This is a genomic window from Acinetobacter sp. CWB-G5 (genome assembly GCF_019209785.1).
Taxonomy (GTDB): domain Bacteria; phylum Pseudomonadota; class Gammaproteobacteria; order Pseudomonadales; family Moraxellaceae; genus Acinetobacter; species Acinetobacter johnsonii.
Genome location: NZ_JAHUTF010000006.1, coordinates 123,461 through 136,847 on the forward strand (window position 1 = coordinate 123,461; position 13,387 = coordinate 136,847).

At 41.4% G+C, this 13,387-nt stretch carries 10 protein-coding genes; 7 read left to right on the forward strand and 3 right to left on the reverse strand.

All coding sequences use genetic code 11. The features are described from left to right. Positions 1-18: 18 nt before the first annotated feature. Positions 19-3,123 (reverse strand): multidrug efflux RND transporter permease subunit, encoded by a 3,105-nt coding sequence (locus KVY11_RS11480; RefSeq protein ID WP_218289007.1) that lies wholly within the window; start codon positions 3,121-3,123, stop codon positions 19-21. Positions 3,124-3,379: 256 nt separating this feature from the next. Between KVY11_RS11480 and KVY11_RS11485 the strand changes: the two genes are divergently transcribed. Both KVY11_RS11485 and KVY11_RS11490 read left to right on the forward strand, forming a co-directional pair. Further along, positions 3,380-4,519, forward strand: coding sequence for a glycerophosphodiester phosphodiesterase (locus tag KVY11_RS11485; RefSeq protein WP_218289008.1), 1,140 nt, complete (start codon positions 3,380-3,382; stop codon positions 4,517-4,519). A 214-nt stretch (positions 4,520-4,733) separates the two neighbouring features. Then, a complete protein-coding gene (locus tag KVY11_RS11490) occupies positions 4,734-5,108 on the forward strand; it encodes a diacylglycerol kinase (RefSeq protein ID WP_218289009.1) in 375 nt (124 codons plus the stop codon). A gap of 103 nt (positions 5,109-5,211) precedes the next feature. On the opposite strand, the gene KVY11_RS11495 is transcribed toward KVY11_RS11490, so the two are convergent. Continuing rightward, entirely contained in the window at positions 5,212-6,816 is a 1,605-nt protein-coding gene (locus tag KVY11_RS11495) for an isocitrate lyase (protein ID WP_218289010.1), read from the reverse strand. 647 nt (positions 6,817-7,463) lie between these two features. Between KVY11_RS11495 and KVY11_RS11500 the strand changes: the two genes are divergently transcribed. The 4 genes from KVY11_RS11500 to KVY11_RS11515 all read left to right on the forward strand — a co-directional run bounded on the left by KVY11_RS11500 (position 7,464) and on the right by KVY11_RS11515 (position 11,896). Next, positions 7,464-8,453, forward strand: a complete 990-nt coding sequence (locus KVY11_RS11500) for a LysR family transcriptional regulator (protein WP_005400438.1) — start codon at positions 7,464-7,466, stop codon at positions 8,451-8,453. 129 nt (positions 8,454-8,582) lie between these two features. Then, positions 8,583-9,911, forward strand: a complete 1,329-nt coding sequence (locus KVY11_RS11505) for a hemolysin family protein (RefSeq protein ID WP_087013174.1) — start codon at positions 8,583-8,585, stop codon at positions 9,909-9,911. A 238-nt stretch (positions 9,912-10,149) separates the two neighbouring features. Beyond that, positions 10,150-11,490: a CitMHS family transporter gene (locus tag KVY11_RS11510; protein WP_125279981.1), complete on the forward strand. Its 1,341-nt coding sequence runs from the start codon at positions 10,150-10,152 to the stop codon at positions 11,488-11,490. A 121-nt stretch (positions 11,491-11,611) separates the two neighbouring features. Beyond that, positions 11,612-11,896, forward strand: a complete 285-nt coding sequence (locus KVY11_RS11515; protein WP_218289011.1) for a hypothetical protein — start codon at positions 11,612-11,614, stop codon at positions 11,894-11,896. A gap of 47 nt (positions 11,897-11,943) precedes the next feature. On the opposite strand, the gene KVY11_RS11520 is transcribed toward KVY11_RS11515, so the two are convergent. Further along, positions 11,944-12,456, reverse strand: a complete 513-nt coding sequence (locus KVY11_RS11520) for a hypothetical protein (RefSeq protein WP_004982687.1) — start codon at positions 12,454-12,456, stop codon at positions 11,944-11,946. 173 nt (positions 12,457-12,629) lie between these two features. Between KVY11_RS11520 and KVY11_RS11525 the strand changes: the two genes are divergently transcribed. Beyond that, positions 12,630-13,358 (forward strand): hypothetical protein, encoded by a 729-nt coding sequence (locus tag KVY11_RS11525; RefSeq protein ID WP_218289012.1) that lies wholly within the window; start codon positions 12,630-12,632, stop codon positions 13,356-13,358. Positions 13,359-13,387 lie beyond the last annotated feature (29 nt).

Genomic DNA, 13,387 nt, shown 5'->3' on the forward strand with positions numbered 1-13,387 from the left:
AATGTTTCGGATTCGATCTTAAACCTCGTCCTGAGGTGTTCGTCCATGAAACACACGGCGAACCAAGACATACATTAAAGGAATAAACAGCAATACCAACACCGTGCCAAAAATCACGCCACCGAGTACACTCACCCCAATTTCCTGACGACTTGCTGCCCCTGCACCAAAGGCAAAGACCAGAGGTGTGACACCCGCGCCAAAAGCCAAAGATGTCATTAAAATCGGGCGTAACCGTAAGCTTGCGCCTTCCAACGCTGCTTCAATTGCGGTTTGGCCTTTTTGCTGTGCCAATGAAGCAAATTCCACAATTAAAATCGCATTTTTACAGGACAGACCAATTGTGGTCAGCAAAGCTATTTGGAAGTAAATATCATTCGGAAAACCCGTCAGATAACTGAACAAAATATTGCCACCGATACCGAGTGGAATCGCACTCATGACTGCCGTTGGAATACTCCAACTTTCATAAAGTGCCGCAAGGCATAAAAAGATAAAGCCTATGGAGACCAAATACAGCAGCAATGCTTGGTTATTGGACTGGTTTTCCTCGAACGATAATCCGCTCCATGCCAGATCAATACCATCATGCCCTCGTACCATGTTTTGTACGTCTTGCATGGCTTGTCCCGAACTGACATTTTGTGCTGTATCCGCTTCCAATTCTAGTGCGGTATAGCCCATAAAGCGATTCACCACCTCAGGGCCTCCGCTCCAAGACACTTGGGCAAAATTTGTAAATGGAATCATTTGGTTCAGATCATTACGTACGGTCCACGCTTGAAGGTCATCAGGTTTTGAACGAAACTCGGCATCCCCTTGCATAATTACCCGCTTAATCCGACCACGGTCAATAAAGTCATTGATATAACTTCCGCCCCAAGCACTGGATAAAGTGCTATTAATGGCGGTCTGGCTGAGTCCATTGGCCAAAGCTTGCTTTTGGTTCACATCCACTTTGAGTTCGGCTTTATCTGGGCTAGAACGTTTATCTAAATTGCTAAAACTAGAATACTGCTTGGATGCTTCCTGCAAAGTTTTGAACTGTGCTTCTAAATAGGCACGACCTTCGCCATTGATATCACGTATCCAAAACTCCATGCCATCGGTTTGCCCTAAGCCACTGACTGAAGACGGCATATTTACATTAATTTGCGCATTTCGATGCGATCTAAAATGAGCAATCGCCCGTTCTCGAATCGCTTGTGCGGAGTTCTCTTTCCCCTTACGTTCATCCCAATGTTTCAGCGCAATAAAACCTTGACCTAAATTTTGTCCCGTCCCCGAGAAATTACGCCCATAGCGGATCATCACTAAATTGATATTGGCCTGTTCTTTATCTAAAAAGTATTGGCGAATTTCTTCTCCCACCACACGGCTTTGACTCAACGGTGCGCCATCGGCCAGTTTAAACTGCACACTTAAAATACCCTGATCTTCACTGGGAATAAAACTGGTCGGCAAAGCCCGATAAAACAGCGCAAAGACGGCAATTAACGCCACAAAAACCACCAACATGATTTTACTGTGCTGAATGGTCTGGCTACTCAGCTTTAAATAACGCTGTTTTAGCTGATCTAACTTCAGATTAAACCAAGTTGCCCATCGTGCCGATTTATCATTGGGTTTTAAAATTAAGGCACATAGTGCAGGCGTTAGAATTAATGCGACCAGCAGAGATAGCGCCATGGCAGCAACCAAGGTCATTGAAAACTGACGGTAGATCACTCCTGTCGAGCCACCGAAAAAGGCCATGGGAATAAACACTGCGGTTAACACCAAAGTAATCCCAATCAATGCCCCACTGATTTCCTGCATCGATGCAATCGAAGCTTGTTGAGCACTCATCTGCTGTTCATGCATCAGCCGTTCAACGTTTTCCACCACCACAATCGCATCATCCACCAAAAGCCCAATGGCTAAGACCAATGCAAATAAGGTTAAGGTGTTGATACTCATCCCGAGCACATACAGAATGGCCAGCGTGCCTAAAATTACAACAGGTACTGTGATAGTCGGAATCAGCGTTGCACGCCAATTTTGCAAAAAGACAAACATGACCACAATCACCAAAAGCACTGCTTCAAACAGTGTTTTGACCACTTCCTTAATCGACTCTTGCACAAAAGGCGTGTTATCACGTGGATAAACAATTTGATAGCCTTCAGGAAGTTTAGAGGACAAACGGCTGACTTCTTGTTTGATCAATGCCGAAGTTGCTAATGCATTAGCTCCTGAAGACAATGAAATACCCATCCCCGCTGAAGGAAAACCATTAATGGTATTAAATGACTGGTAATTTTCCGCGCCTAGTTCCACCCGTGCGACGTCTTTTAAATAAATAAAACTGCCATCGCGGGTCGATTTGACAATGATGTTTTCAAATTCTTCAACGGTTTTTAGACGTGTACCAGAGGTGACTTTTGCATTTAAATATTGGTCTGACAGGCTGGGTAACTCGCCAATTGCCCCTGCGGCCACTTGCGTGTTTTGCGCTTCAACCGCCGCACGAATATCACTCGGCATCAGTCCATATTGACGCAATTTGTGCGGATTCAGCCATAAGCGCATGGCATACTGTGCGCCAAAGACATCAACCTCACCAACCCCATCAATACGGGCTAAATCTTGCTCCAAATGCGTCATCATATAATCTGACAGTGCAATATTGCTGCTTTTGCCTGTTTGGTCATATAGGCCAATCACCATATGCGTATCGCCAAGCGACTTATAGACATTGACCCCTTGACGCTGTACATCTTCTGGTAAACGGTTAATCACCCCATTGATGGCATTTTGAACTTGAACCTGAGCGGTATCTGGGTCTGTTCCATTTTCAAAACTAATGCTGATTCGACTACGGCCATTCGAGTCACTGCTCGAACTAAAATACAGTAAATGATCAATCCCTTTAATTTGCTGCTCTAAAACCTGAGTAACGCTCTCCTCCACCGTCTCTGCCGACGCACCTGTATATGTTGCACTCACCGTAATTCGCGGAGGTGCAATATCGGGGTAGCGCTCTACAGGCAACTGAAAGGTGGCAAATAAACCAAATGCCATCACGATAATCGCCAGCACACCAGCAAAAATTGGACGATGAATAAAAAATTTAGACAGCATGGGTCTGCGGTACTCTTGGGTCTGAGGCTAGATCTAGAAACTGGTATCACTTCATGCTTGATCTTCTATGACGAATCATTAAAAAACAAGACTTAACAACATGAAATAGAACATTAGAGCTAAATATGAAGAAACTATGAAGAAAGCTTTTTGACCAATTGATGACATCCTGTAATTTTTCGCAATTTGTCATTGATCTGAGATATTAAAATTGAACACTGAGTCCGCAACACCACAATAAAATGTTGAGGAACACATGTTAAAAAGAACATTATTGAGTTTTATTTTTTTAGGCTTATTGGGCTGTCATCATGATGAGAAAGACAATGCAGCATCCCAGCCACCATCAAACAACGCCGAATACATTGAGCCTACATTACTTATTATTGGACATCGCGGCGCCAGCGCGCTACGCCCTGAACACACCTTAGCCGCTTATCAAAAAGCGATTGATGATGGTGCGGATTTTATTGAGCCTGATTTGGTGCCAACTCTAGACGGTTATTTAGTCGCTCGCCATGAAAATGAAATCGGAGGAACCACCAATGTCAGCAGCTTACTGCAGTTTGCAGAACGGAAGACCAGTAAAGTCGTTGATGGCGTGACTTACACAGGTTGGTTTACTGAAGACTTTACTTTAAACGAGCTGAAGCAACTGAAGGCACGAGAACGTATTCCAGAGATTCGTCCAGCAAATGTCCGATATAATGATCAATTTGATCTGCCCACTTTAGATGAAATTATTGAACTCGTAGATGCGCACTATAAAAAGACAGGAAAAATTGTGGGCCTGTATATCGAAACCAAACATCCCAGCTATTTCCAAGGTCTCAATTTGGCCATGGAGCAACGCTTATTAACCACGCTGGCCAAACACACCTATAGTCGTGACATTGCACCAGTCTATATCCAGTCGTTTGAAGTCAGCAACTTAAAACAGATGCGTCAACAGTTGGATCAATTAAAATCGATTCGACATGCCAAAATTATTCAACTCTATGGCGGCAAGTCCGAACAACCTGCCGATGCTGTGCTTGCCAAATCAACACTCCGCTATAGTGATATGGCAACACCTCAAGGGCTAAAAGATGTCGCAAGTTATGCGCATGGTGTTGGGCCAAGTAAAACCTATATCGTGCCGAATACTCAGCCAGCGACCCCGACCAGTTTTGTGAACGATGCACACGCAGTGGGCTTAAAAGTACATCCTTATACCCTACGCCCAGAAAATAATTTCTTACCAGACTATTTGGACTGTAGTGCGATAGCCGCTGAAAAGTGCGAAAAAGGCGCGCTGGCAGAGTTTGAAATTTTCTTTAAAGCTGGAGTGGATGGTGTCTTTACCGATGATCCTGCTTTGGGACGTCAAGCCGCCGATGCTTTTTTGAAAAAATAGAATAAGTCACACAAAGAAAACCAAACAACTGAGCATCTCGTTTACTTTCAACCAATATCTATCCTTTAACTATAGAGATTAAAAAGCAGGCTTTTTTTAATCTCTTTTCTCTTATTTTAGGTGTACATAGATTAAGCACCTTTTGAATACTATAATTAAGTGACTTTTAATATAGATCATGTATTGTGGCTGAAATTTTAAAATGGTTGATGGTATGAACCAATATTCCCCACTCAAAGGCAAGTCAGGTTTTAGACGTATTTTTAATGCAACACATTATTCTATTTCAGGTTTTAAGGCCGCATTTGCGCACGAAGCTGCTTTTCGCCAAATCCTGTTGATTAACCTGATTCTGATTCCAACAAGTTTTTTCTGTGATGTCAGTCGCTTAGAACAAGCCCTCATGGTAGCCGTCTGTTTACTTGCAATTATTGTTGAGTTATTCAACTCAGCGATTGAGGCGATTGTGGATCGTATTTCACTGGAGCGGCATGAGCTTTCAAAAAATGCCAAAGACATGGGCAGTGCTGCACAGTTTGTTTCTTTAAGTATTATTTTTATTGTTTGGCTACTGATTCTGATGCCTTAACATTTTTGTTCAATATTTCACGCGCAAGCTGTTCAACAAGCTTAAAATTAAGTCATAAAAAAACCCTGCTTTCGCAGGGTTTTCTTTTGAATCAGTTCAGTGCTTAGTGAGCAGCGAATTGGTTCATTGTGTTTTTAGCATCATCGTGCGCTTTAAGAGCGTTGTCACCAGAGAAGATTTCTTTGTGATCATCACCGATGTCAGAACCCGCCATTGCTTGGTGTTTAACACAAGCGATACCACCACGGATTTCTTTACGTTGTACGCCAGCAACATAAGCCAACATACCTTCAGAACCGAAGTAACCTTGTGCAAGCTCATGAGTAGAAAGCGCAGCAGTGTGGTAAGTCGGAAGTGTGATCAAGTGATGGAACACACCCGCTTCACGAGAAGCATCTGCTTGGAACGTACGTACTTTCTCATCAGCATCAGCAGCTAATTCAGTTGCATCGTACTCAGCGCTCATTAATTTAGCACGGTCGTAAGCAGAAACGTCTTTACCTTCAGCAACCCAACGGTCGTAAGCTTGTTGACGGAAGTTCAACGTCCAGTTGAAAGATGGAGAGTTGTTATAAACAAGCTTCGCATTTGGAACTGTTTCACGTACACGGTTAACCATGTGCGCGATTTCTTCAACGTTTGGAGTCGCAGTTTCGATCCAAAGAAGGTCAGCACCGTTTTGTAAGCTAGACACACAGTCAAGAACAACACGGTCAATTTGAGTGTCTGGACGGAATTGGTATAAACCTGAAGCCAAACGTTTTGGACGGTGAAGTTTGCCATCACGCTTGATTAGGATTTCGTCTTCTTGAGCATCAGCAATGTCAATTTCAACAGTGTCTAGGAAACCGATGTATTGAGAAGCGATGTCGCCTGGCTCTTTAACCACTGGGATTTTTTGAGTCAAGTCAGCGCCTTCAGAGTCAGTACGCGCAACAATGATACCATCGTCAAGACCCATTTCTAAGAATGCATAACGTAATGCATGGATTTTAGAGATGAAGTCTTCGTGCGGAACAGTTACTTTACCAGCTTGGTGACCACATTGTTTCGCGTCAGATACTTGGTTTTCGATTTGTAGTGCACAAGCACCCGCTTCGATCATTTTCTTAGCAAGTAAGTAAGTCGCTTCTTCGTTACCGAAACCAGCATCGATATCCGCAATAATTGGTACAACGTGAGTTTGGAAACCGTCGATTTGCGCGGTGATTTCAGCAGCTTTAGCTGTATCGCCTGCTTCGTTTGCTTTTTTAAGCGCACGGAATAAGTCGTTTAATTCTTTAGCATCAGCTTGGCGTAAGAACGTGTAGATTTCTTCGATCAACGCAGGTACTGAAGTTTTTTCATGCATAGATTGGTCAGGAAGTGGACCGAATTCTGAACGAAGCGCAGCAACCATCCAACCAGAAAGGTAGATGTAACGACGTTCAGTCGTACCGAAGTATTTTTTGTTCGCAATCATTTTTTGTTGTGCGATGAAACCGTGCCAGCAACCCAAAGACTGAGTGTATTTGCTAGAGTCAGCATCATAAGCAGCCATATCACGACGCATAATTGCAGCTGTGTATTTAGCGATATCTAAACCAGTTTTGAAACGGTTTTGGATTTGCATACGCGCAGCATCTTCAGGACTGATGTCTGCCCAAGTGCTACCGAATTTTGCTTTTAATTCGCGGATTGCATCAATCGCTGTTTGATATGTAGTCATGATATTTCCTGTAATAATATTAGGATTTTCTTCAACGAAAAGCTAAAATCAGACCCTCAAGCTTTTGCTTAGATTTAGAGCGCTTCGTTGCGATGAATACAGATTAGATTGACAGAAAAAATTAATCCAATATTCTGCATTAATTTTCAGTATTTATTTAAAAAATATACAGATAAAAGTCTAATTATATTTCGAAAAATTAAATCCAAGTATTTGTTATTATTAAATTTAAATAAAATAAGAAAACCGTAAAAAATACACACTTTGTCGAATATTTCTTCATTAGACTTAAGTCTCGGCCGTTGAAAAAAAGAGTTCAAACCGAAAATCAATACTTAATTTGACCCAAATGACAAAAGTTCAATATTCAGCAAAAAGAGTATTTATCACGCTTTTATTCAACCAACAATAAGCCATCTCAAGCCATTTTCTAGGCGATAATCTGAGCCTCAATTTACGCATATTGAGACATTGCTTAGGACTAATATGCTCTCCGTTTTTAAGCATAAAAACCCATTTTCTGAGAAAATGAAGGGGGTATTCTTTATACAACCCGATGCTTTTTTTTTCGTCAGTTTATTACACAAGCCCGATGGCTTATGGCATAATGCAAATAATTTCATGATTTTATTCTCGGTATTTATTTTATGAATCTGGAGCGGGTTGATCTAAACCTCTTAATTTACTTGGACGTACTTTTACGCGAAAAAAATGTAACCCGAGCAGCTGAACAATTGGGTGTCACCCAACCAGCAATGAGTAATATTCTACGTCGTCTTCGTAACTTATTTAATGATCCCCTGCTAATTCGTTCTTCTGAAGGTATGACACCGACCGAACGGGCTTTAGAATTACAACCCCGCATACGTGACGCTCTTTCTGATCTCTCCATGATTTTGGAACCTCGTACCGAGTTCCGTCCTTATACCTCAAATCGTGTTTTCCGTATTATGACTTCGGATTATGCCGAAGCAACCTTAGTTCCCCGCCTCGTTAAAGCATTACGTTCTGAAGCTCCCAATGTGGTTTTAGACTTCTTAACTCCAAGTGATGTGTCATATCGTGATATGGAACAAGGTAAAGTTGATCTAGCGATTAACCGATTTAACGAAATTCCACAAAGCTTCCACCAAGTTTTGGTCTGGCGTGACAGTTTTTCATGTTTGCTCAACGGTAAACACCCCGCTGCCAGCAACTTAAACCTAAAAAGTTACCTTGATGCACAGCATATTTGGGTTTCTAAAACAGGTATGGGCGTTGGTTTCGGTGTTAACCCTGAAAAACAAGCAGGCCTCGGTTGGATTGATCAAGCTTTAGAGCGTATTGGACAGAAACGTAAAATTTCGGTCTTCACTCGACATTATCAAATGCCTGCACTATTGGCTTCAAATGTAGACTTAGTCGCGACTTTACCTACCCGTATTGCACGCCTACAAGCCAAAAGTCAAAATCTCCTGATTAAAGATCCACCTTTTTATATTCCAGAATTTGAGTTGAAAATGGCATGGTGTCCACTGTTGCATCACCATCCTGCACATCGCTGGCTTAGACAGCTGATTTTGTATGTGGCACGTCAAATGATTGAGGAAGAAAATCGTGAGTTTTTAGGCAATAACTCGCAATTCTCACATTATTAAGCATTCAAGCTCTAAATAATTCATTTTCATACCAATAACTCAGGTATGATAGAAGACAGTAAGTGATTACTGTCTTTATTTTTTTGTGTTAAAAATATTCATAATAACGATGAATCACAGGTGGATTCCGTGAGCCTTTTTCAAAACATAGTTATCATTCTAGTCCTGATTGCTGGGGCGGGTTTCTTGTCTCTGACAGAAATTGCACTGGCAGGAGCACGTAAGGTCAAGCTGAAAATCTTGGCTGAGTCGGGCGATGATCGCGCACAGAAAGTTTTGAATTTACAAGAAAATTCTGCTGACTTCTTTGCCGCTTCACAAATTGGCTTAAACGCAGTGGCGATCTTGGGCGGTATTTTAGGTGAAGGGGCTTTTCGTCCTTACTTCATGAGCTTTGTTTCTCGTTTTTATACTGGCCCCTGGTCTGAAACTATTAGCTTTGCTCTATCTTTCACTTTAGTCACCTCGCTATTTATTTTGTTTGCCGACCTCATGCCAAAACGTTTGGCCATGATTGCCCCAGAGAAAATCTCTATTGCGGTGATTAACCCCATTCAGGTATTTATTAAGGTCTGCAAACCTTTGGCTTGGATTATTAATGCCCTTGCCAACTTGTTATTCCGCCTGTTTAAAGTGAATACCACACGTGATGACAACATTACCTTTGATGACATTTCTGCAGTGATGGATGCGGGTGCGCAAGCTGGGGTGCTACAAAAGCAAGAACATCATTTCATTGAAAACGTATTTGAGCTTGAAGAGCGGAACGTACCTTCAAGTATGACCACACGTGAAAATGTGGTGTATTTTACTTTAAATGAATCCGAAGCCAGTATTCGTCAAAAATTAGCGGAATATCCTTATTCAAAGTTCTTGGTGTGTAGTGAAAATATTGACGATGTGATTGGCTATGTCGATGCCAAAGACATTTTGGTCCGTATTCTGAATAATCAATCTTTACTACAACTCAATGAAAGCACTATTCGTAATGTTCTCACCATTCCAGACACATTAACCTTGTCTGAGTTATTAGACCGTTTCCGCTCCACCAAAGAAAAATTTGCAGTGGTGATTAACGAATATGCGTTGGTCGTGGGTGTCATCACCCTGTCAGACATTATGATTACGGTGATGGGCGACTGGGTCACCCCTATTGAAGCTGAACAACAGATCATTAAACGTGATAATAATTCATGGCTGATTGATGGCAGCACGCCGATTGAAGACATGAAGCATGCACTGGCAATTGATGAAATGCCGGATGAAGAAAATTATGAAACTTTGGCTGGTTTTATGATGTACCGTCTGCGCAAAATTCCTCGCCCTGCCGATACCGTAGAATACGCAGGCTTTAAATTTGAAGTGGTCGATGTCGATCATTTTAAGATTGACCAACTTTTAGTGACGCGTTTACTTGAAGAAACACTACAGCCTGAAACCAAAACAGTCGATGAATAGAAACATCGCCTTGAATCAAAACCTTGCAACTGCAAGGTTTTTTTATGGCTTCAGTTGTAAGTATATGGAGTTATACAAAATAAGTATCTTAACCATACTTTATAGATATATATTATTTATTAGAAAAATAGAACGAAAAATCACATATGTTTAAGAGCATTTAAAAATCATGCTGAATTGCATACTATCGCTGTCACTTGATGAATAAACAGACTTAACACGTTCAAAGGATTGATCCATGCTGACCATTTTAGGTTTAGGCATGATTATGTGCTTCATGTACTTAATCATGTCCAAACGACTGAGCGCTCTTGTTGCTTTAACTTTAATCCCTATCATTTTTGCATTACTTACTTATGTTTTAAGTCTCTTTGTTGACAACCTTGCTGGATTTGATATTGCTGAACTTGGCAATATGATGATGGAAGGCATTAAAAAGCTCGCTCCTACGGGCGTAATGCTCCTTTTCGCAATCCTTTATTTTGCAATTATGATCGACACGGGTTTATTCGACCCTTCAGTAAAATGGATTTTAAAGCAGGTTAAAGGCGATCCTTTAAAAGTGACCCTCGGCACCATTACACTGACTTTAATTGTTTCCTTGGATGGTGACGGTTCAACCACTTATATGATCTGTGTTGCCGCAATGCTACCGCTGTATAAGCGTATTGGTATGAGTCCTTTAATTATGGCTTGTCTGATGATGCTTGCGAGCGGCATCATGAACTTAACGCCATGGGGTGGACCAACCGCACGTGCTGCAACGGCATTGCATGTCGATCCAAACGATGTTTTTGTTCCGATGATTTTACCAATGCTGGTTGCAATTGGTTGGTTATACTTCCTCGGCTTTATGTATGGCCGTATGGAGCGTAAACGCATTGGTATTGTGGAATTAGATATTAGCCATGGTGACAGCATTCAGATTTCGCAAGAACCTGAAGCCAACCGTGCCCACTTAAGATGGTTTAATGCACTACTGACTTTGGTCTTGATGGTCTGCTTAGTGATGGGTATTTTACCTGCGGCTATTCTATTCATGGTAGCGCTGTGTATTGCCTTGGTGGTGAACTATCCTGATTTAGACATGCAAAAGCGTTTGGTTGGTAACCACTCTGCCAGTGCCTTAGCTGTAGTCGGGATTATCTTCGCGGCAGGTATTTTTACTGGTATTTTGTCCGGCACAGGTATGGTTGAAGCCATGTCTCAAGAATTGGTTGCCATTATTCCAGAAAGTATGGGGCCGTATTTAGCACCAATCACGGCTGTGATTAGTATGCCACTGACCTTCTTTATGTCGAACGATGCCTTCTACTTTGGTGTACTGCCTGTACTCTCTGAAGCCGCCGGACACTATGGTATCACTCCTGTGGAAATGGCTCGTGCATCGATTGTTGGTCAACCTGTACACTTACTGTCTCCATTGGTTCCATCAACCTACTTACTCTGTGGGTTGGCAGGAATTAACTTTGGTGAACACCAAGAATTTACCATCAAGTGGGCAGTGATTACTTGTTTAGTGATGCTGGTTACAGCGATGATCTTTGGTATTTTCCCACTTTACTCAACGCTGGGTTAATCAAATACCCACACTGAGCTATAACGAACCTTAAGCTCAACAACCGATAAATACCCGATGTGATACATCGGGTATTTTCATTTATAATGCCTTGATATAACAATACAATAGAGTCAAGTTTATGTCTTTTTCATTGCCCGCTGTTTTGGCATGTACTTTCTTTTATTCTGCGCTTTATCTGATTTATTATTATTTTGCCCAATACAGCCACACGCTGCTGATCGTAAGTGCGATTGTTTTGCTGATTTTAGCATGGAGAGTTACTCCTTATGCTTATGAACGTGGGCAACGAAGCTTTAACGAGACTCTGTCTTTTGGACAATATTTTTGGGATCCACTGATTACATGGTGGCGACTGTTTATTTGGCCCATCAGCTTATTACTGGCTTGGATTTTTCATAGTTAAATAGAAGCCCATAAAAAAGCACCCGAAGGTGCTTTGATACTGCGATCTTAACGACCATACAATTCAAGCAATTTATCTAAAGTCGCTTGATAGTGAATGCTAATATCTTCAGATAAAATTTTATATGCGCTGTCAAACTGAACCATTGGCCAGCCTTCTTTCCAAAATGGGAAGATGTTGTGCAAATCATGGGTCACTGTCGCATCTTCCCGTACAATGGCTTGTGCAACTTGTGACAAGACTTGTGCTGTTTCCGCACCATCAATCGCCATGTAATCAATCCCACGTACTTTTAAAATACGAATACGGTCTTTCTTATAGCGAATTTTTTTGGCTTGACCTTCATTTAGGCCCAATGCCAAAGCTACAGCTTCAACAAATTTACTTTCAAAAGATTGGTTCAAAGCCACAATCGCAAGTTTATGTGCTTCTTGACGACCTGCTTTACCGCCTTTACGAATCTCTTCTTTTGCCTCTGTATCAAGCTCATCGTCTTTCATAGACTGCAAGATGTCTAAAATTTCGATATCACTTAAAGATTCAGGAGAATGATCAGTCATGAACTGCCCTTAGACAAAAAAATTGAATCCGACATTTTCGCATAATTCAGAGTGAAAAAGCGAAATTGTTGTGCTTTTCTCTGTGAATATCCTGTTTCACGTATTTTTTTGAGCCATCCCCTTCCAAATCTACTATAGTAAAGGCTATTTTTCTCATACGCTCTTTTTTGACGATGCAATCCAAACAAGTTCAACTGTTACTGCAACAATTAGAGACCCGCTACCCTGCCGCATTTAAACGTAATTACTTGCTTTATAGTCAAATCAAAACACGCGGTATTTTAGATGACCAACGTGAAATTATTCCGTGGGTTTTGGCGGTGATGATTTTTATTCCAATCAGCTTAATTCTAAAAGATTTTTACTTAACTCACTTGGAGAATCTTGATCCGCTGCAAAGTCACAGTTATGCCATTATTAGTATTTTATTGGTGCTGATGTGGGTCTTACCCTTTGTCATTAAGCAAATTAAACATTCATCAAACTCCTTGTATCAACTGCAACGCCATGCGCCCATCAAACTCGCTGCAGTGATTCTTTTAAGTGGACTAAATCTGATGTTCCTTGAAAGCAGTTTGCTGATGTGGGTCTTGTTTTATTTTGGTGTGAACTTTGGTTTTGTGCGCTTCTATAAAGAAAATTTATTTCGAGACCACAGCCAGTCGGTTGAACATCATCAGTTACAACAACTTAGACGTGTCTGTTTTTGGGCCTATAAGCAAACGGTCAAATCTCGATTCCAGTTGCGCTTTAGCTCCCATCAATCTGAAGATTATCAGGCACGGAAAACCCAGCTGGGGCATGAAGCAGATTTATATGTGCAACTGCTGAAGTATGAGCATGCTTACTGTAAGCAGATTAAGCACATCGATCTCGACAGTTATATCGATGAAAAATTATAAAAAACCGAGCAATGATGCTCGGTTTTTCT

What these genes read in the sequence shown, in the direction of transcription:
- KVY11_RS11515 (WP_218289011.1), top strand. Translation starts at nt 11,612, where the DNA reads ATGTCTTTTTCATTGCCCGCTGTTTTGGCATGTACTTTCTTTTATTCT.
- KVY11_RS11495 (WP_218289010.1), bottom strand. Translation starts at nt 6,816, where the DNA reads ATGACTACATATCAAACAGCGATTGATGCAATCCGCGAATTAAAAGCA.
- KVY11_RS11510 (WP_125279981.1), top strand. Translation starts at nt 10,150, where the DNA reads ATGCTGACCATTTTAGGTTTAGGCATGATTATGTGCTTCATGTACTTA.
- KVY11_RS11500 (WP_005400438.1), top strand. Translation starts at nt 7,464, where the DNA reads ATGAATCTGGAGCGGGTTGATCTAAACCTCTTAATTTACTTGGACGTA.
- KVY11_RS11520 (WP_004982687.1), bottom strand. Translation starts at nt 12,456, where the DNA reads ATGACTGATCATTCTCCTGAATCTTTAAGTGATATCGAAATTTTAGAC.
- KVY11_RS11480 (WP_218289007.1), bottom strand. Translation starts at nt 3,123, where the DNA reads ATGCTGTCTAAATTTTTTATTCATCGTCCAATTTTTGCTGGTGTGCTG.
- KVY11_RS11485 (WP_218289008.1), top strand. Translation starts at nt 3,380, where the DNA reads ATGTTAAAAAGAACATTATTGAGTTTTATTTTTTTAGGCTTATTGGGC.
- KVY11_RS11490 (WP_218289009.1), top strand. Translation starts at nt 4,734, where the DNA reads ATGAACCAATATTCCCCACTCAAAGGCAAGTCAGGTTTTAGACGTATT.
- KVY11_RS11525 (WP_218289012.1), top strand. Translation starts at nt 12,630, where the DNA reads ATGCAATCCAAACAAGTTCAACTGTTACTGCAACAATTAGAGACCCGC.